Origin of the sequence: Ornithinimicrobium jinqii (genome assembly GCF_045032595.1) — a bacterium.
Taxonomy (GTDB): domain Bacteria; phylum Actinomycetota; class Actinomycetes; order Actinomycetales; family Dermatophilaceae; genus Ornithinicoccus.
Map to the genome: position 1 here is coordinate 38,140 of NZ_JBJFZS010000018.1, position 26,114 is coordinate 64,253.

Below are 26,114 nucleotides of genomic sequence, written 5' to 3' on the forward strand. Positions count from 1 at the left end.
CCTCAGCGGGTCGGACCCCCACCGCCGCCGCCCTCGCCCTCCTCGGGAACGTCGGGCAGCTCGGCCCGCTCACGCCATACGGTGCGCATCGCCTCGAGGGCGGCCTCGACCGCCGGGCGACGGGCGCTGGCCTCGCGGTGCACGGCGTGGATGCGCCGGGTCGGTGCCTCCACGAGCGGCAGCGCCACCAGACCGGCCGGCAGCGCGTCCCGACCCAGCCGGGGCAGCAGGCAGAGCCCGAACCCCTGGGTGACGAGCGAGAGCCGGGGGGCGGACGCCTCCACGGTCGCCCCGATCCGGTGCGGCAGCCGGCGGGTGGAGAGGGCTCCGCGCAGCCAGTCGCTGTAGACGCCCGGCGAGTCGTCGATCCACACGTGGCCGCCCAGGTCGTCCAGGTCGACCCCGTCCGGACCCGCCTGGAGGTCGGAGGTGGCCGGGGCGATGAGGTCGACGGGGTCGAGTCCGAGCAGGTGGGCCTGCAGGCCCGCCCGGATCGAGACCTGCCGGTCGGTCCAGTCGTGCACGACCGCGACGTCCACCTCGCCACGGCGCAGGGCGTGCAGCGCAGCCTCGGGGGACAGCTCGCGCACCGTCAGCACCAGGTGGGGGTGGCGTTCCTGCAGCACCGTGACGGCCGGAGCCACCAGCCCGAGCAGCGCGGTCGGGAAGGCGGCGAGCACGAGCGGGCCCGACACCTCCTCCTGGAGGGTCTCCAGCTCGGCCCTGGCCCGCTCGTCGAGCTCGACCATCTGCTCCGCCACCCGGACCAGGACCGCGGCGGCGTCCGTGGGGACCAGGCCGCGGCCCTGCCGGACCATGACGGGCTGGCCCACCTGCTGCTGGAGCCGGCCCAGCTGCTGGCTGACGGCCGAGGGCGTCAGGTGCAGCCGGTCGGCGGCCGCGAGCACCGTCCCCTCCTCGACCACCGCCTGGAGGGTGCGCAGGTGCTCCGGGTTGAACATGGGTCCGATTGTGGCAGCCCTGCGGGGCGCACGGTCGCTCCGGCGCGGGGGCCGAGGAGCCCGAGGACGCTCAGCTGGTCCAGGCGCGCCAGAGCGCGGCGTACTCCCCGCCCCGCTCCATCAGCTCGTCGTGGCTGCCCAGCTCGACGATGCGCCCGTCCTGGACGACGGCGATCCGGTCGGCGTCGTGCGCCGTGTGCAGGCGGTGGGCGATGGCCACCACGGTGCGCCCGGTGAGCAACGCGTTCATCGACCCCTCCAGGTGCCGCGCCGTGCGCGGGTCGATGAGGCTGGTCGCCTCGTCGAGGACCAGGGTGTGCGGGTCGGCGAGGATCAGCCGGGCCAGGGCGATCTGCTGGGCCTGGGCAGGGGTGAGCACCTGGTGCCCCGACCCGAGGACCGTGTCGAGCCGGGCGGGCAGGGCGCGCAGCCACTCGCCGGCATCCACGGTCTCCAGCGCACGCCACACCTCCGCGTCGTCCGCGCCGTCGCGAGCGAGCACCACGTTGTCGCGGACCGTGCCCCGGAACACGTGGTGCTCCTGGGTGACGAGGGCGACCTCGGTGCGCAGGACGTCGAGCGGCAGCTCGACCAGCTCGACACCCCCGACGGCGACGGAGCCGCTGCGGGGTGCGTGGATGCCGGCGAGCAGCCGACCGAGCGTGGACTTGCCCGACCCCGAGGGTCCGACCACGGCCAGCCGCTCGCCGGGCCGAAGGCCGACGTCGATGCCGTGGAGCACGTCGTGGCCCTCCCGGTAGGCGTAGCGCAGGTCCCGGCCGACCATGTCCCGACCCTGCGGAAGCGCGTCACGGGGGACCCGGTCGGCCGGCACCTCGGCGATGCCGAGCAGACGGGTCGTGGAGGCGATCCCGACCTGGAGGCTGTCGATCATGCCGACGAGCCGGTCGAACGGACCGTAGAAGGTCTCGATGTAGAGCATGGCGGCGGTGATCTGACCCAGGGTGACCCAGCCGCGCAGGTAGAGCCAGGCGCCGACGACGAGCGTGATCACCCGGGGCAGCGAGAACGCCATGTCCATCACCGCGAACAGCACGTTGCGCAGCGTCAGGCCGTAGCGCTCGGCCTGCGCCGACACCTCGATGTCGTCCGCCCCCGCAGACCGACGGCGGTCCTGCAGCCCCAGCGCCTCGACGGTCCGCGCGCCCTCCACCGTCTCGGTGAGGGTGCTGTTGATCTGCGAGTAGGTCGCACCCTCCAGCAGGTAGGCCGCGGGCGCGTCGCGCAGGTAGCGACGGACCTGCCACAGCGACAGCGACGCCGTCACCAGCGTCGGCACCGCCAGCGCCCACGAGTTGACGACCATCGCCACCACCGTGAGCAGCACGGTCACCAGCCCGATGATGAACTCGGGCAGCGCCCGCCGGACGGCGAAGCTCATCGCCCCGACGTCGCGGGTCACGCGGGTGACGAGGTCACCCGTGCTCGCCGACTCGACCCGCCCCAGGGGCAGCCGGAGCACGGCCCGGATGACGTGCTCGCGCGCCTCCGCGAGGACCCCGTGGCCCAGCCGGACGGCCAGCCACTTGGCCAGGTAGGTCAGCAGCGTCTGGGCGACGAGCACGGCCGTGACCACCGCGACGAAGGTCGTCACGGTGCCGGACGCCGGTCGTCCGTCGGCCGCCACCACGCTGTCGACCAGGCGCCCCAGCAGCATCGGCAGGGCCAGGCCGGCAGCGGCCGCGAGCGCGTTGGCGCCGGTGACGATGACGACCATGCCGAGCCGGCGCCGCAGGAGCCCGGTGAGGTAGCCCACCACGGTGGCCGAGGCGGCGACCGGCAGCCCGCGCTCGGGGTCGAGCGCGGACGCGAGGTGGTCCTGGGCACGCTGCCGCCGCAGGGCGTGACGCTCCCAGAGCATCCGGTGCCGCTGGCGCAGCCCGACGCTGCCCGGCGCGGGCGGGCGCAGCCCGGGCGGCACCGGGTCGTGGGTCGCAGCTCCCGTCCGCCAGGTGCGGGCGGAGTCGGCGCGGAGCCGTTCGTCGAGCTGGGCGCTCACGAGCTCACCTCCTCGACGACGTGGACGCCGTCGGGCGTCGGATGGGTCACGGAAGGGGGGATGGGGTGCCCCTGGGCCGAGTCGCTGCGGCTCCCGTCCTCGGCCGCCCGGTCGAGGGCCTCCACCAGGTGCGGGTCGACGAGGTCGCCGCGCAGGACGGTGGAGCGGTAGTCGGCGTGGCTGCGGCTCAGCTCGGCGTGCGTGCCCGTCGCCACCACTCGGCCGCCCTCCAGGTAGGCGACCTCGTCGGCGTGGTGGAGCAGCAGCGGAGAGGCCGTGACGACCACGGTCGTGCGACCGGCCCGGTGCCCGGGCAGCCGGTCCGCGATCCGCGCCTCGGTGTGGGCGTCGACGGCCGACGTGGGCTCGACCAGGACGAGGACGGGAGGGTCGGCGGCCAGCGCCCGGGTCAGGACGAGCCGCTGCCGCTGCCCGCCGGACAGGCCGCGACCGCGCTCGTCGAGCACGCCCTGCCAGCCCCCGGGCAGGATGTCGTAGACGTCCTCGGCTGCAGCGGCGTAGAGGGCGGCCTCGGCCTGCTCGCGGGTCAGGCGACCCCGCGGGTCGACGGCGTCCTGCAGGGTGCCGGCGAAGACGTAGGACCCAGCGTCGCTGACCAGCACCGTCTCGCGCACCTGCGCGAGCGGCACCGTCGACAGGTCGACCCCGCCCAGGGTCACGCCCCAGGGTCGTCCGGCGCGGTGTCGGTCGCGCTCGGCGAGCTCGGCCCTGGCTTGCTCGCGACGGACCATGGCCCGGCGCTCGGCCCTCCCGGCGAGCTCCTCCGCGTCCTGGGACAGGGCGTCCTCGGCGGGCAGGTAGCGACCCAGCCGGTCGGCGAGCGCGGCGCTGTCGTCGGGGACGGCGCTCACGACCATCGTGAGACGGCCAGGACGCACCCGCAGCCCCGAGACCTCGTCGAGGAGCTCGCCGGCGGCGTCCAGGGAGCCGGGACGGCGCTCCGGCCACGGGTCGGGGCTGCCCAGCACCCCGATCGCCTTGCGGGCCGAGACGAGGGACCGCGTCATCTGCTGCGCGGCCTCGAAGAAGACCCGGATCGGCTGCACGAGGAAGATCGCGTAGCCCAGGAAGGTGATCAGCTCGCCGATCTGCAGCCGACCCGCGCGTACCTCCTGCACCCCGAGCGCCATCAGGACGACGACGAAGATCCCGGACAGGAGCACGCCGACGGCCTCGACGAGGGCGGCCCACGCACCTGCGCGGACGCCGGCGACGCGGACCCGCTGCGACTGGCTGGCGTAGTTCTCGCCGAAGATGCGCTCGCCGCCGATGCCCCTCAGGATGCGCAGCCCGGCCACGATGTCGGTGGCCATCGAGGTCAGCTCGGAGTCGCGGGTACGCTCGCGCGTCTGCGCCGCGGACAGGGGACGCAGCAGCGGCATGGAGGTGAGGACCAGCAGCGGCGCAACGAGCAGGACGACCAGGCCGAGCGGTGCGGAGATCTGCAGCACGATGGCGGCCACGACGGCGTAGGCCACCAGGTTGCCGATCACGCGCGAGGTGATCTCGACGAAGTGGCCGAACTGGTCGCCGTCGCTGCCGCTGACGCTCAGGACCTCCCCGGTCGGGCTGCGCCGGGGCAGCACGTGGCCCAGCAGGGTGGCCTGGTGGGTCACGAGGCCCGTGTTGCCGTAGGAGGCGACGAGCCAGGAGCGGACCACCACCGTGTGGTAGAAGACGCCGCTGCCGCCGCCCGCCAGGGTGACGATCAGCAGCACGGCCGACCACAGGACGATGCGCTCGGCGTCGCCCCCGACGATCCCCTCGTCGATGGCGCGACCGAAGATCCACGGGGTCAGGGCCGTGGGCATCATCCACAGGACGCTCAGGAGCGAGCCTGCGACGATCAGGTCGCCCTGCTGACGCAGCATCCACCACAGGAAGCGGACGGGCGTGCGCGTGTCGGGCGCCTCGGCGGATCCGGGCGTCCGGGCGGTGGTGGGGGGTGGGAAGTCGCGCATGGCGTGGTTCAGGATAGGCCGCCGCACCGACCTTCCTCCACGGGTTTTGGGCAGCCCTGGTCCGCCACCGGGTGCGGACGCCGGCCCTGGTGGTGAGAGGATGAACCCCGACCCCGATCCTGGCGCACTGGAGGAACCGTGAGCACTCGGCAGGACCTCGCCTGGTGGCAGAAGCTGCTCGTCGCGCTGAAGCTGTGGCGGCCCCCGCACCGCACGCTGCACCACGAGGTGCGCGACATGGAGCGCCCACCGGTGCCGCGCGTCACCGGTGCCTACGGCAACCGGGTCGACCTGGGCAAGCGCCGCCGCATCGTCCCGCAGTCCGGGGACCCGCGCACCTGAGCACACCCACCCGTCGCCGGGGATCCCCGAGACGCTGCCACGGGCGCGCCCGGCCGGGTCTGTCGGTGCCCGGTGGCACAGTGGACCGGTGACCACCGAGGACGTCCTCCAGCGCTTCTCCCCGCCGACGCGCGCCTGGTTCGACGCGTCCTTCCCGGGGCCGACCCCGGCGCAGACCGGTGCCTGGTCCGCGATCAGCTCGGGCGACCACACCCTCGTGGTGGCACCCACCGGCTCGGGCAAGACCCTGTCGGCCTTCCTCTGGGCGCTCGACCGGATCACCAGCTCCCCGCGACCGGCCAGGACCGACGAGCAGCCCCCGGGGCGCTGCCGCGTCGTCTACGTCTCCCCTCTCAAGGCGCTCGCCGTGGACGTCGAGCGCAACCTGCGCTCGCCGCTCGTCGGCATCGGGCACGCCGCCACCCGTCTCGGTCTGGCGTCGCCCTCGGTGGGGGTCGCCGTCCGGTCCGGCGACACGCCGGCCGCCGAGCGTCGGGCTTTCGCCAAGGACGGCGCCGACGTCCTCATCACCACGCCCGAGTCGCTCTTCCTGCTGCTCACCTCCCAGGCCCGCGCAGCCCTGAGCGGGGTGGAGACCGTCATCGTCGACGAGGTGCACGCGGTCGCGGGCACCAAGCGCGGCGCGCACCTGGCCGTCACGCTCGACCGGCTCGACGCTCTCCTGGAGCGGCCGGCTCAGCGCATCGGCCTGTCGGCCACCGTGCGACCGGTCGAGGAGGTGGCGCGCTTCCTCGCAGGCGGTCGCCCGGTCACGACCGTGCAGCCGCCGTCCACCAAGGCCTGGGAGCTGTCGGTCGTCGTGCCGGTCCCCGACATGGCCGACCCCGGGGCGGGCGAGCTGCCCGGGCCCCGGACGGGGGCGGCGGTCGCGCACCGCGAGCCTGCCCACGAGGATGGTCCCGACGACGACTGGGCGGTCGGCGTCGGCCCGGTGCTCCCGGACCTCGACGGCGAGGGACACGGCATACCTGCCGGCGCCCCCGACGCGGACGCCTGGGCACCCTCCACCCCGCCGGAGGAGCGGGCGTCCATCTGGCCGCACGTGGAGCGACGCATCGTCGACCTCGTCGCGGACCACACCTCCACCCTCGTGTTCACCAACTCGCGCAGGGTGGCCGAGCGGCTCACCGCCCGGCTCAACGAGGTCTGGGAGGACCGGCACCCCGACCGGGACGAGGCCGTCGACGGCGGGCTCCCGGCGACTCCCACGCACCACGTCCGACCGTCGGTGCAGCGCACGCCCGCCCAGGTGATGGCCCAGTCGGGCGCCTCGCGCGGCGCACCCCCGGTCCTGGCCCGCGCGCACCACGGGTCGGTGAGCAAGGAGCAGCGGGCCGTCATCGAGGACGCCCTCAAGACCGGGCAGCTGCCTGCCGTCGTGGCGACCAGCAGCCTGGAGCTCGGCATCGACATGGGCGCCGTCGACCTCGTCGTCCAGGTCGCCAGCCCGCCCAGCGTCGCCTCCGGCCTGCAGCGGGTCGGGCGTGCCGGGCACCAGGTGGGGGCCGTCAGCCGCGGGGTCTTCTTCCCGACCCACCGCGCCGACCTCGTGCAGACGGCTGTCGTGGTCGAGCGCATGCGGGCGGGCTCCATCGAGCGGCTCTCGGTCCTGGCGAACCCGCTCGACGTGCTCGCCCAGCACGTGGTGGCGATGCTGGCGATGGACGAGTGGTCGGTCCCCGACCTCTTCGACCTGGTGCGCCGTTCAGCGCCCTACGCCGCCCTGCCCCGCAGCCTGTTCGAGGCGACGCTCGACATGCTCGCGGGCCGCTACCCGGGCGAGGACTTCGCCGACCTGCGCCCGCGCATCGTGTGGGACCGCGTCACCGACACCCTCACCGCCCGGCGCGGTGCCCAGCTGCTCGCGGTCACCTCGGGCGGGACGATCCCCGACCGGGGCATGTATGCCGTGATGCTCGCCACGGGCGAGGGCCCGGGGCGCCGGGTCGGCGAGCTCGACGAGGAGATGGTCTACGAGTCCCGCGTCGGCGACGTCTTCACCCTGGGCACGACCAGCTGGCGGATCGAGGACATCACCCACGACCAGGTGCTCGTCACCCCGGCACCCGGCCAGATCGGACGGCTGCCGTTCTGGAAGGGCGAGTCGCAGGGACGGCCGGCCGAGCTCGGTGGGGCCGTCGGCGAACTCGTGCGTCGCACCGTCGCGGCGTCGCCGGACGACGCGCGCACGACGCTGGTGGACCGTGGGCTCGACGCCTGGGCCGCCGACAACCTGCTCACCTACCTCCGGGACCAGCAGCAGGCGACCGGGCACCTGCCCGACGACCGGACGATCGTGGTGGAGCGCTTCCGCGACGAGATCGGCGACTGGCGGGTCGTCGTGCACTCGCCCTGGGGGACGCCGGTGCACGCTCCGTGGGCGCTGTGCCTGGCCGCCCGGATGCGCGAGCGCTACGGCACCGACGTGCAGGCGATGGCCGCCGACGACGGGATCGTCCTGCGACTGCCTGACCTGGGCGCCTGGGAGGAGGACGGCGCGGCGGCCCCGGACGAGGCGGGCCGCGCCGCGCGCCTGGACGCCGAGATCGCCGAGCTGCTGACCCTGGACCCCGACGAGGTGGCCGACCTGGTCACCACCGAGATCGGCGGCTCGGCACTCTTCGCCTCCCGCTTCCGCGAGTGCGCGGCGCGGGCGCTGCTGCTGCCTCGCCGCAACCCCGGCAAGCGCCAGCCGCTGTGGCAGCAGCGGCAGCGGTCGGCGCAGCTGCTCGAGGTCGCCGCCCGCTACCCCACCTTCCCGATCGTCCTCGAGGCCGTGCGGGAGTGCGTCCAGGACGTCTACGACGTCGACGCGCTCGTCGACCTGATGCGCAGGATCGCCGCCCGCGACCTGCGCGTGGTCACCGTCGCCAGCACCTCCCCCTCGCCCTTCGCCCGGTCGCTCCTCATGGGCTACATCGCCCAGTTCCTCTACGAGGGCGACTCCCCCCTCGCCGAGCGCCGGGCGGCGGCACTGTCGCTCGACCCCTCCCTGCTGGCCGAGCTGCTCGGCCGCGGTGAGGGCGCCTCGCTGCGGGACCTCCTCGACCCCCGGGTGGTGGCCCGCGCGCACGACGAGCTGCAGCGGCTCGTCCCCGAGCGGGCCGCCCGCGACCCCGAGGAGCTCGTCGACCTGCTGAGGGTGCTCGGCCCGCTGTCGACCGACGAGGTCGTCGCGCGCACCCAGGAGGACGTCCGCGACCGGGCGCCGGGCTGGCTGGCCGCGCTGGTCGAGGCCCGCCGGGTGATCGAGGTGCGGATCGCCGGCGACCAGCGCTGGGCCGACGCCCAGGACGCGGCACGGCTGCGCGACGCCCTCGGGTCCGCCATCCCCGTCGGGGTGCCCGCCGCCTACCTCGAGGGCGGGGACGACCCGCTCGGCGACCTCGTCGTGCGCTACGCCCGGACCCACACGCCCTTTCCGGTCGGTGACCTGGCCGGGCGGCTGGGCCTGGGCACGGCCGTGGTCCGGGACGCGCTGCGCCGGCTCGTCTCCTCCGGTCGGGTGGTGCAGGGTGCGCTCGTGCCGGAGGGCACCGGCGACGACGACGTCTGCGACGCCGAGGTGCTGCGCCTGCTGCGTCGGCGCTCCCTCGCCGCCCTGCGGCGGGAGGTCGAGCCGGTCACCCAGGACACCTACGCCCGCTTCCTGCCGCGCTGGCAGTCGATCGGAGAGCTGCGCGGGCTGGACGGCGTGGTGCGCGCCGTCGAGCAGCTCGCCGGTGCCCGCGTGCCCGCCTCCGCCGTCGAGTCGCTGGTGCTGCCGGCCCGCGTGCAGGGCTACTCCCCCGCCCAGCTGGACGAGCTGATGACGGCCGGCGAGGTGCTCTGGCAGGGTCACGGGTCGCTGCCCGGCGACGACGGCTGGGTGTCGCTGCACCTGGCGGACACGGCCCACCTGACGATGACGGCACCGGACGTCGAGCCGGCGGCCCCCGCCCAGGAGGTTCTGGAGCTGCTCGAGCGGGTGCCCGGCGGCGCGTACTTCTTCCGGGCGCTGTCCGACGCCGTCGGGGCGACCGACGACCTGGCGCTGCTGAGGACCGTGTGGGAGCTGGTCTGGGCCGGTCGCGTGACGGCCGACACCTTCGCCCCGGTGCGCGCGCTGCTCGCCGGTGGCCGCACCGCCCACAAGGCCCGCCGGGCCCCCGCGAGGACCGGCCGCTGGTCACGCACCTCCGTGGCCCTGTCCTCCCGGTCCGCCCGCCCCTCCCTGCCGGTCCGGTCCGGGCCTCCCGGCGGGGTCGGCCGGTGGTCGCTGCTGCCGCCCGTCGAGACGGACACCACGGTGCGGGCGCTGGCGACCGCCGAGCAGCTGCTGGACCGCTACGGCGTGCTCACGCGGGGGTCCGTCGTCGCGGAGGGGATCCCGGGCGGTTTCGCCGGGGTCTACCGGGTGCTGGCCGGTGCGGAGGAGGCCGGGCGGGTCCGGCGTGGGTATGTCGTGGAGGGCCTCGGAGCGGCGCAGTTCGGCACCGCTGGAGCCATCGACCGGCTGCGGGCCCTGGACGGCCAGCTGGACAAGCCGGGCCGGGAGCCCGAGGTCGTGCTCCTGGCGGCGACCGACCCCGCCAGCCCCTACGGCGCGTCGGTCCCGTGGCCCGGAGGGCGTGGCGGCACCGACCCGGAAGCCGCGACCCACCGGCCGGGGCGCAAGGCCGGTGCCATGGTGGTGCTCGTCGACGGATCGCTCGTGCTCTATCTCGAACGGGGCGGGCGTAGCGCCCTCACCTTCGACCCGCCCGCGCACGGACCGCCCGAGCGGGTCTGGCCGGCGGTGGCCGCCTCGCTCGTCGGCGCTGTGCGCTCCGGCTCCCTGCGTGGGATCACCGTGGGCAGGATCGACGGCGCGACCGCGGTCGGGTCGGGCGCACCGCTGGCCGGCGCGCTCGTGGAGGCGGGGTTCCACACCGCCCCCCAGGGACTGCGGCTGCGCCGGTGAGCAACCGACAGCGCTCCAGGAGCGCAGGGACGCGCGCGTGACTCGTCGAACCGGGAGCGCCCTCACCGCCGCGCTGGCGGCGGTCGGGGCTGCTGCCCTCTGGGGGACGACCGGCACGGCGCAGGCGCTCGGCCCGGACGCGTCCGGGCCTGCGGCGGTGGGAGCGCTCCGGGTGGTTGTGGGCGCCGCCGTCCTGGTCCTGCTGACCTGGCGCGACCAGGTCCGATGGTCGTCGGGCGAGGAGGCGCCGGTGTCCCGGCCCGGCCTCGTCACCAGACGCCGGGACCTCGCTCTCCTGCTGGTCGGCGGGCTCGCGGTCGCCGCCTACCAGGTCTCGTTCTTCCTGGCCGTGGCCAGGACCGGCGTCGCGGTCGGCACGGTCGTCGCCCTCGGCGTCGCCCCCCTGGCCACCGGGCTGCTCGGGCTGCTGCTCGGCGAGCGCCCAGGCCTGCCCTGGGGGCTCGCCACCGCCGGTGCCGTCACCGGCGTGGTCCTGCTCGTGGCGGGCGACGGCGGGTTCGGCGTCGACGGGCTGGGCGTCGCGGCCGCCGTGGGTGCCGGGGTCTCCTACGCCGGCTACACCGTCGCCGCCCGCTCGCTGCTGGTCCGCGGCGCCCCCGGCATGGCGGTGATGGCCGGCATCTTCGTCGTGGGCGCGGTCGTGCTCGCCCCGGTCCTCTTTGTCGCGGACCTCCGCTGGCTGACCTCCACCAGCGGTCTCGTCATGGTGCTGTGGCTGGGCGTCGTGGCCACGGGGGTGTCCTACGTGCTCTTCCAGCACGGGCTGGGCGGTCTGCCGGCCGGCACCGTGGCCACGCTCTCGCTCGCCGAGCCGGTCACCGCCACGCTGCTCGGCGTCCTCGTCCTGGGAGAGCATCTCTCACCGCTCACGGCCGTCGGGATCGGCGTCGTCGTGCTCAGCCTCCTGCTGATGACCGTGCGCCGCCGGACCCGCCCGGCCGTCCCAGAGCCCGTGTGAGCACCGTCGGGATGATGGAGACTTCAGACGTGCCCGACCCGACCGCGGCGGACGGGCCGCGCCGTGCCTGAGGGCGACGCCGTCTGGAGGACGGCACGACGGTTGCACCAGGGGCTCGCCGGGGACCGCCTGGAGGGCTCGGACGTGCGGGTCCCCGCGCACGCCACCGCAGACCTCTCGGGTCGGCGCACGATCGAGGTCGTGCCGCGCGGCAAGCACCTCCTGCACCGGCTCGAGGGCGACCTCACCGTCCACAGCCACCTGCGCATGGAGGGGTCGTGGCGGGTGCACCCGGTCGGCCGGCGGCATGCCCTCGGCGCCCGGCACACGGTCCGTGCCCTGCTGTGGACCTCGGCACGGGTGGCCGTCGGCGACTCCCTCGGGATGCTCGACCTGGTCCGCACCAGCGAGGAGCACCGCGTGGTCGGCCACCTCGGTCCCGACCTGCTCGACCCCGGCTACGACGTCCAGGTCGCCCTGGCCAACGTGCTCGCCGACCCGGAGCGCACCATCACCGAAGCCTGCCTGGACCAGCGCAACGTCGCCGGGATGGGGACGATCTTCACCGCCGAGCCGCTGTTCGTGCTCGGCCTCCACCCGTGGGCACCGGTCGGGGAGGTCGGCGCCGACCGGGTCGAGGAGATGCTCTCCACCGCCCGCCGGATGCTCGTCCTCAGCTGCCGGACCGGCCGCACCACGATCACCGGCCGCGCCGACGTCACCGCGGACGACGCCTGGGTGCACGGGCGGGTCGGCCTGCCGTGCAAGCGGTGCGGCACGCCCGTGCGGCTGGCCCCGATCGGCCGCCAGCCGCAGGAGCGCGTGATGTTCTACTGCCCGACCTGTCAGGGCGGGCTCGCGCCGACCGACGACGGGGCCCGCCAGACGCCGCTGGGGCACGCCCGGCGGCGCTACGAGTAGCAGCGCCCTGCGGGTGGCTCAGCCCGTGACGACGGGCAGACCCGCCGTCTGCCACGCACCGATGCCGCCACCCAGGTGCGCCACGTCGCTGAAACCCTCGTCCAGCATGGTGGCCATCGCCTGGCCGGACCGGTTGCCCGACTGGCAGTAGAGCGCGTAGCGCGCGTCGGGGTCGAGCTCGCTCAGCCGGCTCGCGAAGTCGGCGGACTGCAGGTCGAGGTTGACCGCGTCGGCCAGGTGGCCGGCGGCGAACTCCCCCGGGGTCCGCACGTCGACGACCACGGTGCCGGGCTCGCCCACCCGCTCGGAGAAGGCCTGCGCGTCCAGCTCGGCGCCGTTGCCGGACGCGCCGTCCGGGGACCCGCCCCCGGAGGAAGCGTCGTCCGCACCGCACGCGGCGAGCAGCGCCAGGGCGGGGGTGAGCAGGACGAGGCGGCGGGGAACGGTTCTCATGCGCCCAGCATACCGCGGGGGGTATGCAGCGCGCGTGCACCGCCGTCCCGCGCGGGACGGCATACTGGGTCCCCGTGCCAGACGATCGCTTCCTCCCCGCACCCCCGGTCCGCCTCACCCACCCCGAGTGGAGCAAGGACGCCGTGGTCTACCAGGTCAACCAGCGTCACTTCACCCCCGAGGGCACCTTCGCCGCGGCGCAGGAGCACCTGCCCCGCCTGCGGGACCTGGGGATCGACATCGTCTGGCTGATGCCGGTCAACCCGATCGGCGAGGAGAACCGCAAGGGTGTGCTGGGCTCGCAGTACGCGGTCCGCGACTACCTGGCGGTCAACCCCGAGTTCGGCACCCTGGACGACCTGCGGGCCTTCGTCGCCGCCGCGCACGACCTGGGGATGCGGGTCATCGTCGACTGGGTGCCCAACCACACCGCGTGGGACAACCCGCTGACCCGCGAGCACCCCGAGTGGTACCGCAAGGACTTCAAGGGCGACTTCATGCCCACCCCCTGGTGGGACTGGGACGACGTCATCGACCTCGACTACGACCAGCCCGGCCTGCGCCGCTACATGACCGAGGCGATGGCCTACTGGGTCCGCGAGGCCGACATCGACGGATACCGCTGCGACGTGGCCGGCTACGTCCCCGTCGACTTCTGGGAGACCGCGCGGGCCGAGCTCGAGACGATCAAGCCGGTCTTCCTCCTCGCCGAGTGGGAGAACCGCGACCTGCACACTGCGGCCTTCGACGCCACCTACGCGTGGTCCTGGAACGACACGATGCACAAGATCGCGCACGGCCGGGCCACGCCCTTCGATCTCAAGGTCTACTACGCCTGGAACGAGCGGGCCTGGCCGGCCGACGTGATGCGGATGATGTTCGTCTCCAACCACGACAAGAACTCGTGGGAGGGGACGGAGTACGAGCAGTTCGGGCCGATGCTCGACGCTGCCGTCGTCCTGTCGGTGGTCAGCGAGGGGATCCCGCTGATCTACAACGGCCAGGAGGCGGGCAACGACCGGCGGCTCACGTTCTTCGACAAGGACGAGATCGAGTGGCGCGAGGACCCGCAGGGCGAGCTCTACCGACAGCTCTTCGCCCTCAAGAAGGCGCACCCCGCGCTGTGGAACGCCGCCTGGGGCGCCCGGATGACGCGCGTCGTCAACGACGACGAGACCCGCGTCATCAGCTTCGTGCGCGTCCACGAGACCCGGAACGCGGTCGTGGCAGCCTTCAACCTGTCGGACAGCCCGGCGCGGGTGAGGCTCGGTCTCGCCCCGGGGCAGGACCTGAGCTTCGTCGACGCCTGGAGCGGGGAGCCCCTGGGATATGCCGAGGGCTCGGTCTGGGAGCTTCCGGCCTGGGGCTACCGGGTCGGGGTCACCCCGCTGGACTGAGACTGCGGGCCGTCGGCCGTGGGCCGTCCACGGTCGGCGTGGCGTGGACCGCTCAGGCCGCGGAGACGACCTGGTCCCGGCGGACCCGGACCTGGCCGTGGCGCAGGGGGCGCGCCAGGCCCTCGTTGAGGACCGCGGTCATCTGCGTCTCGGCGGCTTCGGCGAGGTTGAGCCGGTCGGCCACGTCCGAGAGCATCTGGGACAGGGGCAGGTCGAGGGCCCGGCAGATGGAGGCGAGCAGCTCGGAGGAGGCTTCCTTCTCGCCGCGCTCGATCTCTGAGAGGTAGCCCAGCGAGCAGGCGGCCTCGGCGCTGACCTCGCGCAGGGTGCGACCCTGGCCCTGGCGCGTCTCGCGCAGGACGTCACCCAGCTCACGACGCAGCAGCATCATGTCTCATCCCTCCTCCGTGGTCGTCGACGACGAGATCTCTACCGTACCTGCAGGCACCGACAGCCGCCCAACGACGTCCACGAGCAGTGCCAGCACCGCGGCGACCGTCTGCCGGCGGATCTCCTCCCGGGACCCGTCCAGCTGCAACGCCCGGTGGGCCCGGTCGTGTTCCCCGACGACCGCGACGTGGACGGTGCCCACGGCGTACCCCTCGCTGGTCTCGGGACCCGCGACCCCGGTCGTGCTCACCGCCCAGTCCGCGGCCAGCAGCCGCCGGGCTCCGGCCGCCATCGCGAGCGCGCACTCCTCCGAGACGGCGCCGTGCTCGCGCAGCACCCCCGCCGGGACCCCGAGCACGTGCTTCTTGACGTCGGTGGCGTAGGACACCACCCCGCCCCGCAGGACCGCGCTCGCGCCGGGGACGTCCGTGAGCGAGGCAGCCACGAGACCTCCGGTCACCGACTCGGCCGTGGCGAGCGTCCAGCCGCGGCCGGCCAGCAGTTGCACGGCCTCGGCCGCTGCGCTCACGACGCGGGGCGCGGCCGGAACGCCTGCACGAGGTAGTCCACCCCGGTGAGGACGGTGACGACGACGGCGGCGTACATGACCCACAGACCCGCGGTGGCGACGATCCCGCCCAGCGGGGCGAGCAGGAGGGTGATCCCGACGGCCTGCAGCACGGTCTTGAGCTTGCCGCCCTTGCTCGCCGGGATGACGCCCCGGCGGATGACGACGAACCGCATGAGCGTGATCCCGATCTCGCGGACCAGGACGACCACGGTGATCCACCACGGCAGGACGTCGACGAGCGAGAGCCCCACCAGCGCGGTCCCGTTCAGCGCCTTGTCCGCGATCGGGTCCATGAGCTTGCCGAAGTCGGTGATGAGCCCGTCGCGCCTGGCCAGGAACCCGTCGACCCAGTCGGTGGCGATCGCGACGACGAAGACGCCCGTGGCCCACCAGCGCCAGTCGGTCTCCTGCCCGTCGTGGGCGAGCAGCAGCCAGCCGAACACCGGGACCATGAGGATGCGCAGGACCGTGAGCGCGTTGGGGACGTTCCAGGCCGAGGCCTGCGGGGCGACCGGTGCCGTCGCGATGTCCGGCCCGTCCGGGTCGTGGGGGCCGATCACGGCGTCGCCCCCCCACCGACCACGGCCACGAGGTCCACGCCCTCGCTCGCCACCACCCGCGCCTGCACCAGGGAGCCCGGCGCCAGGTCCGGCACCGTGCCGTCAGGAGCCACGAGGTAGGTCACCCCGTCCACGTCCGGCCCCTGCTGGCCCGCCCGGCCCGCGAGGCGGCCGTCGTCCTCGTCGACGGCCTCCACGAGCACCTCCACCGTCGTGCCGATCCGGTCCTCGGCGCGCTGCGCCGTCAGCTCCTCGACGAGCGCCGAGACCCGTTCGACCCGCGAGCGGATGGTCGCCTCGTCGAGCTTGCCGTCGTAGCCCTCGGCCTCCGTCCCGTCCTCGTCGGAGTAGCCGAACACCCCGACCACGTCCAGCCGCGCAGCCTCGAGGAAGGCGGTGAGCTCGACCAGGTCCTCCTCCGTCTCCCCCGGGAAGCCGACGATGACGTTGGTGCGGATCCCGGCGTCCGGCACCCGCGTGCGCACCTGGTCGAGCAGGCCGAGGAAAGACTCCCGGTCCCCGAAACGGCGCATCCGGCGCAGCAGCGGCCCGGAGGCGTGCTGGAAGGAGATGTCGAAGTAGGGCGCGACCCCGGGGGTCGAGGCCATCGCGTCGAGGAGGTCCGGGCGGATCTCGGCGGGCTGCAGGTAGGACACCCGCACCCGCTCGATGCCCTCGACGGCGGCCAGCTCGGGCAGCAGCGCGTCGACGAGCCGGAGGTCGCCGAGGTCCTTGCCGTAGGAGGTGGTGTTCTCGCTGACGAGGAAGACCTCCTTCACCCCGCGCTCGGCCAGCCACCGCGCCTCGGTCAGGACGTCCTCCGGCGGACGCGACACGAACGCTCCGCGGAACATGGGGATGGCGCAGAAGGCGCACCGCCGGTCGCACCCGGAAGCCAGTTTCAGGGGAGCCCACGGCCGGTCGTCCAGCCGGGCGCGGACCACGCGCGGGCCGCTCGCGGGAGAGACCTCGGACAGCGGGGCGAGGCCGTCAGGGGCGCTCCCGGCCGTGCCGGTCGCGCGCTCCCCGGGCTGCTGGTGCCCCGGCAGGGCCACCCCGGTCGCTGCGGTGCGCCGTGCCGCGGGGGCGAGCGGGAGCAGCCGTCGGCGGTCGCGGGGGGCGTGGGAGGTCGGGCGCTCGCCGGCCAGGATCCGCTGCAGGTGGCCGGACATGTCGGCGTAGGAGTCGAAGCCCAGCACGGCGTCGGCCTCCGGGAGCTCGGCGGCCAGCTGCTGTCCGTACCGCTCGGCCATGCAGCCGACGGCGACGACCTTCTGGGTCCGGCCGGTGCGCTTGAGGTCGTTGGCCTCCAGCAGCGCGTCGATCGAGTCCTTCTTGGCCTGCTCGACGAAGCCGCAGGTGTTGACGACCGCGACGTCGGCCTCCCCCGCGTCGTCGACGAGGGTCCAGCCCTCGGCCGCGAGCCGGCCGGCCAGCTCCTCGGAGTCGACCTCGTTGCGGGTGCACCCGAGGGTGACGACGGCGACGGAGCGGGACGGAAGCATGGTGCCGAGTCTAGGCGGCGATGCCTGCGTCCCCGTCCGTCCGTCGGAGGAGAGGCGGCGCGCCGGCCGGCCCCGGCTCGCTCAGTAGCGCTCCCGGTCCCCGCGGTCCGTGAGGGCCCAGGCGTCCTGGGACTCCTCGTCGTCCTCGTGCACGACCAGGGACCGCGCCACCGGGTCGTTGTCGTAGCGGCTGTTGCCCCCCGCGGGTGTGGCATACCCGGGGCCGGTGTCCTCGTCGACCACCTCGGCGGCGTCGGCGTCGAAGGGTGCAGAGTCGACCTCGGGCTCCGGACGTGGCGGCACGTCGTCGCCGCGCAGCAGCGACAGGGTGTCGTCGAGGTCGTCCGACCGGACAAGCACCTCGCGAGCCTTGGACCCCTCGGACGGACCGACGATGCCGCGGGACTCCATGAGGTCCATGAGACGGCCGGCCTTGGCGAAGCCCACGCGCAGCTTGCGCTGGAGCATCGAGGTCGAGCCGAACTGGGTGGTGATGACCTGCTCCGCGGCCTGCAGCAGCAGCTCGAGGTCGTCGCCGATGTCCTCGTCCACGTGCTTCTTGACCGGCGCGGCGACGACCTCCTCGACGTACTTCGGCGTCAGCTGCTTGGTCACGTGGACCACCGCGTCGTGGATCTCGGACTCCGAGACCCACGCGCCCTGCACCCGCATCGGCTTGCTGGCACCCATCGGCAGGAAGAGCGCGTCCCCCTGGCCGATGAGCTTCTCCGCGCCGGGCTGGTCGAGCACGACGCGGCTGTCCGCGAGAGAGGAGGTGGCGAACGCCATCCGGCTGGGCACGTTGGCCTTGATGAGGCCGGTGACGACGTCGACGGACGGTCGCTGCGTGGCGAGCACCAGGTGGATGCCGGCGGCGCGCGCGAGCTGGGTGATGCGCACCACCGACTCCTCGACGTCGCGGGGGGCGACCATCATCAGGTCGGCCAGTTCGTCGACGACGACGAGGAGGTAGGGGTAGGGCGTCAGGACCCGTTCGGAGCCCGGCGGCGGGGTGATCTTGCCGGCTCGGATGGCCTTGTTGAAGTCGTCGATGTGCTTGTAGCCGAAGGCGGACAGGTCGTCGTAGCGCTGGTCCATCTCCTTGACGACCCACGCCAGGGCCTCCGCGGCCTTCTTGGGGTTGGTGATGATCGGCGTGATGAGGTGCGGGATGCCCTCGTAGGCCGTCAGCTCCACCCGCTTCGGGTCGACGAGGATCATCCGGACCTCGTCCGGGGTGGAGCGCATGAGGATCGAGGTGATCATCGAGTTGACGAAGCTCGACTTGCCGGAGCCGGTGGCGCCCGCGACGAGCAGGTGGGGCATCTTGGCGAGGTTGGCGATGACGTAGCCGCCCTCGACGTCCTTGCCCACGCCCATCACCATCGGGTGGGTGTTGTTGCGGGCCGCCTGGCTGCGCAGGACGTCGCCGAGGTTGACGTTCTCCCGGTCGGTGTTCGGGATCTCCACGCCGACCGCGGACCGGCCGGGGATCGGGGAGAGGATGCGCACGTCCGCGGAGGCCACGGCATACGCGATGTTCTTGGACAGGGCCGTGATCCGCTCGACCTTGACGCCCGAGCCTAGCTCGACCTCGTAGCGGGTCACGGTCGGGCCGCGCATGAAACCGGTGACCTGAGCGTCGATGTTGAAGTCCTCGAGGACCCCGGTGAGGGCGTCGACGATCCGGTCGTTGGCCGCCGAGCGCTCCTTGTGGGGCGCGCCCGCCTTGAGCAGCGACGGGTCGGGCAGCGCGTAGGTGACGTCGCCCGCCAGCTGCAGCTGCTCCACCCGCTGCGGCGGGGGGTTGGTCGGCGGGGCCTCCAGCGGGGTCTTGGCCGACGCCACCGCCGGGCGCTTCTCGCCGGGGCGCACCGTGGGGATCTCCTCGGTGCTCTCCCCGTGGCCGGCGGTCCGCTCGTCCGCGCGCGCAGCGGTGCGGTCCGGCGCCCGGTCGGCACGCGAGGAGGCCCGCCCGGCACGGGAGGCCTCACCTTTGGCGTCGACGTCGAAGGGCGCGTCGGTGCCCGCACCCTCGGGGTCGGTGCGCTGCTCCGCGGCGGACCTGGCTCCGGCACGCAGCGAGCGGGCGTTCCTGCCCTTGGTCCGCTCGACGACGGCCGCCTGCTCGAAGGCGATGTCGCCGTCGCGCTCGTCCAGGTCGGCACGGGAGCGCCGCTGGCGCCCCCGGGGCAGGACCTCGCCGGTCTCGGGATCGACGTGGTCGAAGCGGGCCGAGTCGAAGAGCTGCTGCTCGATCTCGCGCAGCCGGTCGGGGATGCGGTGGACGGGCGTGCGGGTGAGCACGAGCAGGCCGAAGACTGCGAGCAGGCCCAGCACCACGTAGGCGCCGATCGCCGTGATCGCCGCCGACAGCATCGAGGAGGCGATGAAGCCGAGGATGCCGCCGGAGCGCTGGAGGGCGGCCGCGCCCTCGGCGTAGTCCGGAGCCCCGGTGGCCAGGTGGGTGATGCCGGCCGCCGCCAGCAGCAGGGCCGTCATCCCGATCGTCATCCGGTGGGTGCCCTGGGAGTCCTGCGGTCGACGGAAGACCCGGACGGCGAAGAGGACGAGCACGAGCGGCAGGACGAGCGCCACCCGCCCGAAGGTGCCGGCGACCACCGCATGGACGGCGTCGCCGAACAGCCCGTCCAGCTGCCACCACTCACGCAGCGCGACGACGACGGCGAGCGCGAGGAGCACGAAGCCGACGCCGTCGCGACGGTGCTCGGGCTCGAGGTCCTTCGCGGCCTTGCCGACGGCGCGGGCGGTGCCACCGGTGGCCTCGGCGACGCCCCGGGCGGCCTTGGCCGGCAACGACTCACCACCGGACCCGCCGCTGCGCGACGGCGACGGCGCACGGGTCGCGGACCGCCCGGACGGGCGCGCCGACGAGACGCGGGTGGTGGCTCCACGGGAGCCGCCACCGCGAGGACGGCTGGACGAGGTTGCAGACTTGGCCACGGTCGCACCGTACGCCACATCCCCAGCAGCACCACGCGTTACACGCGGTCGCGACGTACATCGGGCACGGGGGGCGCTGGTCAGCCGGGAGCGGCGAGAGTAGTCTCCGGAAGAACGACGACACCAAGGGGAGACCATGTCCGACCACCAGCTTCCGTCGGGGGGCGGACCCGGTCCTGACGACGTCGGGCCGCCGCTGCCGGCCTACCGACCGCCCACCTACCGGCCGCCGGCCGCCCCAGCGGACCCGGCCTCCGACCCCGCACTGCGGGCGAGCGCGCTGAAGCGGCTCAAGGACAGGGCCGACTTCCGGGTCCACCTCACCGTCTACGTGGCCGTCATCGGCTTCCTCACCGCCATCTGGCTGGTCACCGGCGCGGGCAACTTCTGGCCCATCTGGCCGGCCATGGGGTGGGGGCTGGGCCTCGGGCTGCACTTCGCCTCCCTGGGCTGGGACAAGCCGCCGACCGAGGATGAGATCGTCCGCGAGGCCCGCAAGCTCCAGGAGCGAGGCTCCCGGACCACGCGGCCCGAGGACGACCGCTGAGGGAACGAGGGGCCGGCCAGGCCCGGCGACCGACCGTCAGGCGTCGATCACCACCGGGATGATCATCGGGCGGCGCCGCAGCGTGCTGCCGACGAACGACCCGACCGTCCGTCGGATGACCTGCTGCAGCTGGTAGCTGTCGATCACGCCGTTCGCCTGGGCCTCCTCCAGCGCGGTGACCAGCCGGGGACGGACGCGCTCGAAGGCCTCCTGCCCCTCGGCGAAGCCGCGGGTCTGGATCTCGGGCCCGGCGGCGATCGCGCCGCTCGAAGCGTCGCGCACGACGATCACCGTGACGAAACCCTCGTCGCGCAGGATCCGCCGATCCTTGAGCATCGTCTCGTCCGTCGCCCCCACGAGCATGCCGTCGACGTAGACGTAGCCGCAGTCGACCGCCCCGGCGATCCGGGCCACCCCGTCGACCAGGTCGACGACCACGCCGTCCTCGGCCAGCATCACCCGCTCCCGTGGCACCCCGGTCTGGACCGCGAGGTGGCCGTTCGCGACCAGGTGCCGCCACTCCCCGTGCACCGGCATCACGTTGCGCGGGCGCAGGATGTTGTAGCAGTAGAGGAGCTCGCCGGCACTGGCGTGCCCGGAGACGTGCACGAGCGCGTTGCCCTTGTGCACGACGGTGGCTCCCAGCCTCGTCAGCCCGTCGATGACCCGGTAGACGGCGTTCTCGTTGCCGGGGATGAGCGAGGAGGCCAGCAGGACCGTGTCGCCCTCCCCCACGTCGATCTTGTGGTCACGGTTGGCCATCCGCGACAGGGCCGCCATCGGCTCCCCCTGCGACCCCGTGCAGATGAGCACCTGCTGGTCGTCGGGCAGCCGGGTCAGCCGGCCCAGGTCGACGAGCACACCGTCGGGGACCTTGAGGTAGCCCAGCTCGGCGGCGATGCCCATGTTGCGCAGCATCGAGCGGCCGACCATGGCGACCTTGCGCCCGGACTCCTCCGCGGCGTCCAGCACCTGCTGCACACGGTGCACGTGCGAGGAGAAGCAGGCGACGATGATGCGCCGGCGCGCCTTGTGGAAGACCCGCTCGATCGCCGGGGAGATCTCGCGCTCGGGCGTGGTGAAGCCCGGCACGTCGGCGTTCGTCGAGTCCACCATGAACAGGTCGACCCCCTCCTCGCCGATCCGGGCGAAGGCCCGCAGGTCGGTGATGCGGTCGTCGAGCGGGATCTGGTCCATCTTGAAGTCGCCGGTGTGCAGGATGGTGCCGCCCGAGGTGCGCACGAAGACCGCGAGCGCATCGGGGATCGAGTGGTTGACCGCGATGAACTCGCAGTCGAAGGGGCCCAGCACCTCGCGCTGCCCCTCGTGCACGCCGAGCGTGAGCGGGGTGATGCGGTGCTCCTTGAGCTTGGCCTCGACGAGCGCGAGCGTCAGCTGCGAGCCGACCAGGGGGATGTCGTTCTTCAGACGCAGCAGGTACGGGACCGCGCCGATGTGGTCCTCGTGCCCGTGCGTCAGGACGATCGCGACGACGTCGTCGAGCCGGTCCTCGATGGGGCCGAAGTCGGGCAGGATGAGGTCCACGCCGGGGTGGTGCTCCTCCGGGAAGAGCACGCCGCAGTCGATGACCAGCAGCTTCCCGAGGTGCTCGACGACCGCCATGTTGCGCCCGATCTCGCCCAGCCCGCCGAGCGGGATGACGCGGACGCCCCCGTCCGCGAGGGGGCCGGGGGCGGTCAGCTCGGGGTGCGGGTGACTCATGCAGGCAGGATAACGCCGCCGGATCGGGCCTCCTGGGCGCGCCGACTACGCTGCGGGTATGCAGCTCTACCTGGACCTCGTGCGCCGCATCCGGACCGAGGGGGTGGAGAAGAGCGACCGGACCGGGACCGGCACCCTGTCGGTCTTCGGCCACCAGATGCGCTTCGACCTCACGCAGGGGTTTCCCGCCCTGACGACCAAGCGGCTGCACCTGCGCTCGGTCGTCGGCGAGCTGCTGTGGTTCCTCCGCGGCGACACCAACGTGGCCTGGTTGCACGAGCGCAAGATCTCCATCTGGGACGAGTGGGCGGACGAGAACGGGGACCTGGGCCCCGTCTACGGGCACCAGTGGCGGTCGTGGCCGACCCCGTCCGGGGACTCGATCGACCAGATCGACCGGGTCGTCCGCTCGCTGCGCACCAACCCCGACTCGCGCCGGCACATCGTCTCGGCCTGGAACGTGGCCGAGGTCGACCAGATGGCCCTGCCGCCGTGCCACACGCTGTTCCAGTTCTACGTCGCGCCCCCCGCCTCCGACGACCCCGACCGGCGGGGGTGGCTGTCCTGCCAGCTCTACCAGCGCAGCGCCGACACCTTCCTCGGGGTGCCGTTCAACATCGCCAGCTACGCCCTCCTGACGCACATGGTCGCCCAGGTGACCGACCTGCGGCCCAAGGACTTCGTGCACACCCTCGGGGACGCGCACCTCTACCTCAACCACCTCGACCAGGCAGACGAGCAGCTCCGGCGCCCGCCCGGACCGCTGCCGACGCTCTGGCTCAACCCGGACGTCCGGGAGCTGGACGCCTTCGAGCTCGAGGACGTCGAGGTCCGCGACTACGTCGCGGCCCCGACGATCAAGGCCCCGATCGCGGTATGACGTCGCGCTTCCAGGTGGTCCCCGCCGCCTACGTGGCGCTCGTGCGGGACGGCGTCACCGGGCCGGAGGTGCTGCTGCAGCTGCGCCGCGGCACGGGTTACCTGGACGGGCGCTGGGCGCACGGCGCCGCCGGGCACGTCGAGCTCGGCGAGAGCGTGCTGCAGGCGGCGGCGCGGGAGGCGGAGGAGGAGCTCGGTGTCGTCGTGGACCCCACGGACCTGCAGCACGTGGCCACCGGTCACCGCACCATCGCGGTGCACCAGCCGGTCGAGGAGCGGATCGACCTCTTCCTCACCGCTCGCTCGTGGGCGGGCGAGCCCACCGTCCTGGAGCCGGAGAAGGTGGCCGAGCTGCGCTGGTGGCCCCTCGCCGCGCTGCCCCCCGACGTCGTGCCCCACGAGGGCGGCGCGCTCGACGCGCTCGCCCGAGCCGCGGCACACCCCCCGATGTCCGGGCCGCCGCCCGTGCTCCTGACGCGAGGGTTCGACCAGACCCTCACGCTCGTGGCCGCCGTGGGCCGCAACGGGGTCATCGGCGACGGCGCACGGATGCCCTGGCACCTGCCGGCGGACCTGCGGTTCTTCAAGGAGACGACGACGGGCGGCATCCTGCTCATGGGGCGCGGCACCTGGGACTCCATCGGCCGGGCCCTGCCAGGCCGCCGCACGATCGTGGTGACCCGTCGGCGCGACTGGTCCGCTCCCGGCGCCGAGGTCGCACACTCGATCGAGGAGGCCCTGGCTCTCGCGGGCGACGGCGAGGTGTTCGTCGCCGGAGGCGGAGAGGTCTACGCCCAGACCATCCACCACGCCACCCGTCTCGTCCTCACCGAGGTCGCGCTGGAGCCGGAGGGCGCCACCCGCTTCCCCCACGTGGACCCCGCGCAGTGGCGCGAGGTCTCGCGCCTGCCCGGCGAGGGGGACGTCGTCGCCTGGGTGACCTGGGAGCGACGACGCACGACGTAGGGTCGGACGGGTGCAGCCCAGCGACCTTCCCTCGATCCGCACCGTCTCCTCCCCCACCGTCCACCCGGACGGCCGGGACGTCGTCTTCGTCGTCACCCGGCCCGACGTCGAGGAGAACCGCTACCGCTCCAGCCTCTGGCGGCTGGACCTGACCACGCCGGACGCCGAGCCGGTACGGCTCACGTACGGCACCCGCGACAGCTCACCGCTCTACTCCCCCGACGGCCGCCGGTTGCTGTTCCTGCGCGCAGGCGAGGACGGACCGGCGCAGCTGCACGTCATGGCCGCCGACGGCGGGGACGCGCGCCGGCTCACCGACCACCGCCTCGGCGCCAGCGGCCCGGCCTGGTCCCCGGACGGTCGACGCGTCGTCCACGCGGCCAGGGTCCCGGAGCAGGGCCGCTACGGCACCGACGACGACGTCAAGCCCGACCAGGAGGCCCCCCGTCTCATCGAGCACAGCAGGTACCTCGCCGACGGGCTCGGCTACACCCTGGACCGTCCGTCGAAGCTCTTCCTTCTCGACCTCGGAGCCCTGCCCCACGGTGACGACCCGGACGCCGACGCCCTGCCGGAGAGCCGCCAGCTCACCCGCGGAGGCGGCGACGACGGCTCCCCCGCCTTCCTCGACGGTGGGGAGCGGGTGGCGTTCGTCGCGGCCCGCTCAGCACGAGGGGCGTGGCGGCCGGACACCCTCGTCAGCGACGTGTGCTCGGTCGACCTGGACGGCAAGCACTTCCGCCGCCACACCGACGGCACGGGTTCGGTCGGGGTGCTGCACGTGCTGCCCGACGGTCAGGGCGTCTACGGGGTGGGTGACCTGGGCCGCAGCCGGCAGGACTTCGTCGCCCGGAGCGCGCGGCTGTGCCGCCTCGCCGACGACCGTCCGCTGACCGATCCCACCACCGACCACCCGGCCTGCGCTCCCGCCCTGCTCGCCGACGGCACGGTGGTGGCAGCGGTCGAGCACCGTGGTGACACGGTCGTGCGCGTCGTCCCGGACGGCGAGGTGCTGCTCGACGGGCACGTCACCGTGACAGACGTGGCTGCCGGCGGGGACGTCGTCGTCGTGGCCGCCGGGACGCGCACGTCGTACTCCGAGCTGTTCGTGGGCCGCCGCGGCGAGCGGCTGGTCCAGCGCACAGACCTGGGCCGCCACCTCACCGGCACCGCCGCGCCGATCGAGCCGGAGGAGCTGGAGACCGCAGCCCCCGACGGCTACCCCGTGCACGGCTGGCTCGTCCGGCCCCGCTCCGAGGCCGCGGCCGCCGAGGGCCACCCCGTGGTGCTCCTGATCCACGGGGGCCCCTTCACCCAGTACACCGGCAACCTCTTCGACGAGGCGCAGGTGCTCGCCGGCGCCGGGTATGCCGTGGTGATGGGCAACCCGCGCGGCGGCTCCGGGTACGGCGAGGCGCACGGGCGGGCGGTCAAGGAGGCCATCGGCACGGTCGACGTCGCCGACCTCACCGCGCTCCTCGACCACGCGCTCACCCTGCCCGGGCTCGACGGCACGCGGGTGGGTGTGCAGGGCGGGTCCTACGGCGGGCTCATGACGACGTGGGTGGTCGGGCACACCGACCGCTTCACCGCCGCGATCAGCGAGCGGGCCGTCAACGCGTGGGACTCCTTCGCCGGGACCAGCGACATCGGCTGGTTCTTCGCCGACGAGTACGCCGGCGACCACCAGCACGAGCAGGCGCCGCTCACCTGGGCCGACCGGATCACCACGCCGACCCTCGTCATCCACTCCGAGCGCGACCTCCGGTGCCCGCTGGAGCAGGGTCAGCGGCTGTTCGCGCGACTGCGGCGCAACGGGGTGCCCACCAAGCTGCTGATCTTCCCCGGCGAGGGGCACGAGCTCTCCCGCGCGGGCCAGCCTCGGCACCGGGTGCAGCGCTTCGAGCACATCCTCGACTGGTGGGCCGAGCACCTGGGCTGAGCACCTGGGCCGAGCACCTGGGCTGAGCACCTGGGCCGAGCACCTGGCC

19 protein-coding genes are annotated in these 26,114 nt (G+C 73.8%); 9 read left to right on the forward strand and 10 right to left on the reverse strand.

Features of this window, described 5'->3' with window-relative positions; translation table 11 throughout:
* Positions 1–2: 2 nt before the first annotated feature.
* The 3 genes from ACI3ET_RS07915 to ACI3ET_RS07925 all read right to left on the reverse strand — a co-directional run bounded on the left by ACI3ET_RS07915 (position 3) and on the right by ACI3ET_RS07925 (position 4,964).
* Positions 3–962: a LysR family transcriptional regulator gene (locus ACI3ET_RS07915; protein WP_405032466.1), complete on the reverse strand. Its 960-nt coding sequence runs from the start codon at positions 960–962 to the stop codon at positions 3–5.
* Positions 963–1,032: 70 nt separating this feature from the next.
* A complete protein-coding gene (locus ACI3ET_RS07920) occupies positions 1,033–2,982 on the reverse strand; it encodes an ABC transporter ATP-binding protein (protein WP_405032467.1) in 1,950 nt (649 codons plus the stop codon).
* Positions 2,979–4,964: an ABC transporter transmembrane domain-containing protein gene (locus ACI3ET_RS07925; protein WP_405032468.1), complete on the reverse strand. Its 1,986-nt coding sequence runs from the start codon at positions 4,962–4,964 to the stop codon at positions 2,979–2,981. Before ACI3ET_RS07925 ends, ACI3ET_RS07920 begins: the two co-directional genes overlap by 4 nt.
* A 138-nt stretch (positions 4,965–5,102) precedes the next feature.
* Here ACI3ET_RS07925 and ACI3ET_RS07930 point away from each other — a divergent pair, with 138 nt between their 5' ends.
* The 4 genes from ACI3ET_RS07930 to ACI3ET_RS07945 all read left to right on the forward strand — a co-directional run bounded on the left by ACI3ET_RS07930 (position 5,103) and on the right by ACI3ET_RS07945 (position 12,169).
* Positions 5,103–5,306: a hypothetical protein gene (locus ACI3ET_RS07930; RefSeq protein WP_405032469.1), complete on the forward strand. Its 204-nt coding sequence runs from the start codon at positions 5,103–5,105 to the stop codon at positions 5,304–5,306.
* An 88-nt stretch (positions 5,307–5,394) separates the two neighbouring features.
* A complete protein-coding gene (locus ACI3ET_RS07935; RefSeq protein WP_405032470.1) occupies positions 5,395–10,269 on the forward strand; it encodes an Lhr family ATP-dependent helicase in 4,875 nt (1,624 codons plus the stop codon).
* Between the two features lie 37 nt (positions 10,270–10,306).
* Entirely contained in the window at positions 10,307–11,248 is a 942-nt protein-coding gene (locus ACI3ET_RS07940; RefSeq protein WP_405032471.1) for a DMT family transporter, read from the forward strand.
* A gap of 63 nt (positions 11,249–11,311) precedes the next feature.
* A complete protein-coding gene (locus ACI3ET_RS07945; RefSeq protein WP_405032472.1) occupies positions 11,312–12,169 on the forward strand; it encodes a DNA-formamidopyrimidine glycosylase family protein in 858 nt (285 codons plus the stop codon).
* Between the two features lie 18 nt (positions 12,170–12,187).
* Here ACI3ET_RS07945 and ACI3ET_RS07950 read toward each other — a convergent pair whose 3' ends face one another.
* On the reverse strand, positions 12,188–12,622 hold the full coding sequence (locus ACI3ET_RS07950) for a rhodanese-like domain-containing protein (RefSeq protein WP_405032473.1): 435 nt from the start codon (positions 12,620–12,622) through the stop codon (positions 12,188–12,190).
* Between the two features lie 74 nt (positions 12,623–12,696).
* Between ACI3ET_RS07950 and ACI3ET_RS07955 the strand changes: the two genes are divergently transcribed.
* Positions 12,697–14,019: an alpha-amylase family glycosyl hydrolase gene (locus tag ACI3ET_RS07955; protein ID WP_405032474.1), complete on the forward strand. Its 1,323-nt coding sequence runs from the start codon at positions 12,697–12,699 to the stop codon at positions 14,017–14,019.
* 52 nt (positions 14,020–14,071) lie between these two features.
* Here ACI3ET_RS07955 and ACI3ET_RS07960 read toward each other — a convergent pair whose 3' ends face one another.
* The 5 genes from ACI3ET_RS07960 to ACI3ET_RS07980 all read right to left on the reverse strand — a co-directional run bounded on the left by ACI3ET_RS07960 (position 14,072) and on the right by ACI3ET_RS07980 (position 20,147).
* On the reverse strand, positions 14,072–14,410 hold the full coding sequence (locus tag ACI3ET_RS07960) for a helix-turn-helix domain-containing protein (RefSeq protein ID WP_405032475.1): 339 nt from the start codon (positions 14,408–14,410) through the stop codon (positions 14,072–14,074).
* A 3-nt stretch (positions 14,411–14,413) separates the two neighbouring features.
* Positions 14,414–14,938, reverse strand: coding sequence for a CinA family protein (locus tag ACI3ET_RS07965; protein ID WP_405032476.1), 525 nt, complete (start codon positions 14,936–14,938; stop codon positions 14,414–14,416).
* Entirely contained in the window at positions 14,935–15,540 is a 606-nt protein-coding gene (pgsA, locus tag ACI3ET_RS07970) for a CDP-diacylglycerol--glycerol-3-phosphate 3-phosphatidyltransferase (RefSeq protein ID WP_405032477.1), read from the reverse strand. Before pgsA ends, ACI3ET_RS07965 begins: the two co-directional genes overlap by 4 nt.
* Complete coding sequence (gene rimO, locus ACI3ET_RS07975; RefSeq protein WP_405032478.1) at positions 15,537–17,045, reverse strand: 30S ribosomal protein S12 methylthiotransferase RimO; 1,509 nt, start codon at positions 17,043–17,045, stop codon at positions 15,537–15,539. Before rimO ends, pgsA begins: the two co-directional genes overlap by 4 nt.
* Positions 17,046–17,126: 81 nt before the next feature.
* Positions 17,127–20,147, reverse strand: coding sequence for an FtsK/SpoIIIE family DNA translocase (locus ACI3ET_RS07980; protein ID WP_405032479.1), 3,021 nt, complete (start codon positions 20,145–20,147; stop codon positions 17,127–17,129).
* Here ACI3ET_RS07980 and ACI3ET_RS07985 point away from each other — a divergent pair.
* Complete coding sequence (locus tag ACI3ET_RS07985) at positions 20,146–20,556, forward strand: 2TM domain-containing protein (protein ID WP_405032480.1); 411 nt, start codon at positions 20,146–20,148, stop codon at positions 20,554–20,556. The genes ACI3ET_RS07980 and ACI3ET_RS07985 overlap by 2 nt on opposite strands.
* Before the next feature lie 36 nt (positions 20,557–20,592).
* Here ACI3ET_RS07985 and ACI3ET_RS07990 read toward each other — a convergent pair whose 3' ends face one another.
* Positions 20,593–22,278 carry a ribonuclease J gene (locus tag ACI3ET_RS07990; protein WP_405032481.1) on the reverse strand — a complete coding sequence of 562 codons (1,686 nt, stop codon included), beginning with the start codon at positions 22,276–22,278 and terminating at the stop codon, positions 20,593–20,595.
* A 58-nt stretch (positions 22,279–22,336) separates the two neighbouring features.
* On the opposite strand from ACI3ET_RS07990, the gene ACI3ET_RS07995 reads away from it, so the two are divergent.
* The 3 genes from ACI3ET_RS07995 to ACI3ET_RS08005 are packed head-to-tail and all read left to right on the forward strand — an operon-like array spanning position 22,337 to position 26,065.
* Positions 22,337–23,158: a thymidylate synthase gene (locus ACI3ET_RS07995; protein ID WP_405032482.1), complete on the forward strand. Its 822-nt coding sequence runs from the start codon at positions 22,337–22,339 to the stop codon at positions 23,156–23,158.
* Positions 23,155–24,123 carry a dihydrofolate reductase gene (locus ACI3ET_RS08000; RefSeq protein ID WP_405032483.1) on the forward strand — a complete coding sequence of 323 codons (969 nt, stop codon included), beginning with the start codon at positions 23,155–23,157 and terminating at the stop codon, positions 24,121–24,123. Before ACI3ET_RS07995 ends, ACI3ET_RS08000 begins: the two co-directional genes overlap by 4 nt.
* 10 nt (positions 24,124–24,133) lie before the next feature.
* The gene (locus tag ACI3ET_RS08005) at positions 24,134–26,065 is read left to right on the forward strand and encodes a S9 family peptidase (RefSeq protein ID WP_405032484.1); all 1,932 of its coding nucleotides are present in this window, start codon (positions 24,134–24,136) and stop codon (positions 26,063–26,065) included.
* Positions 26,066–26,114: the final 49 nt, after the last annotated feature.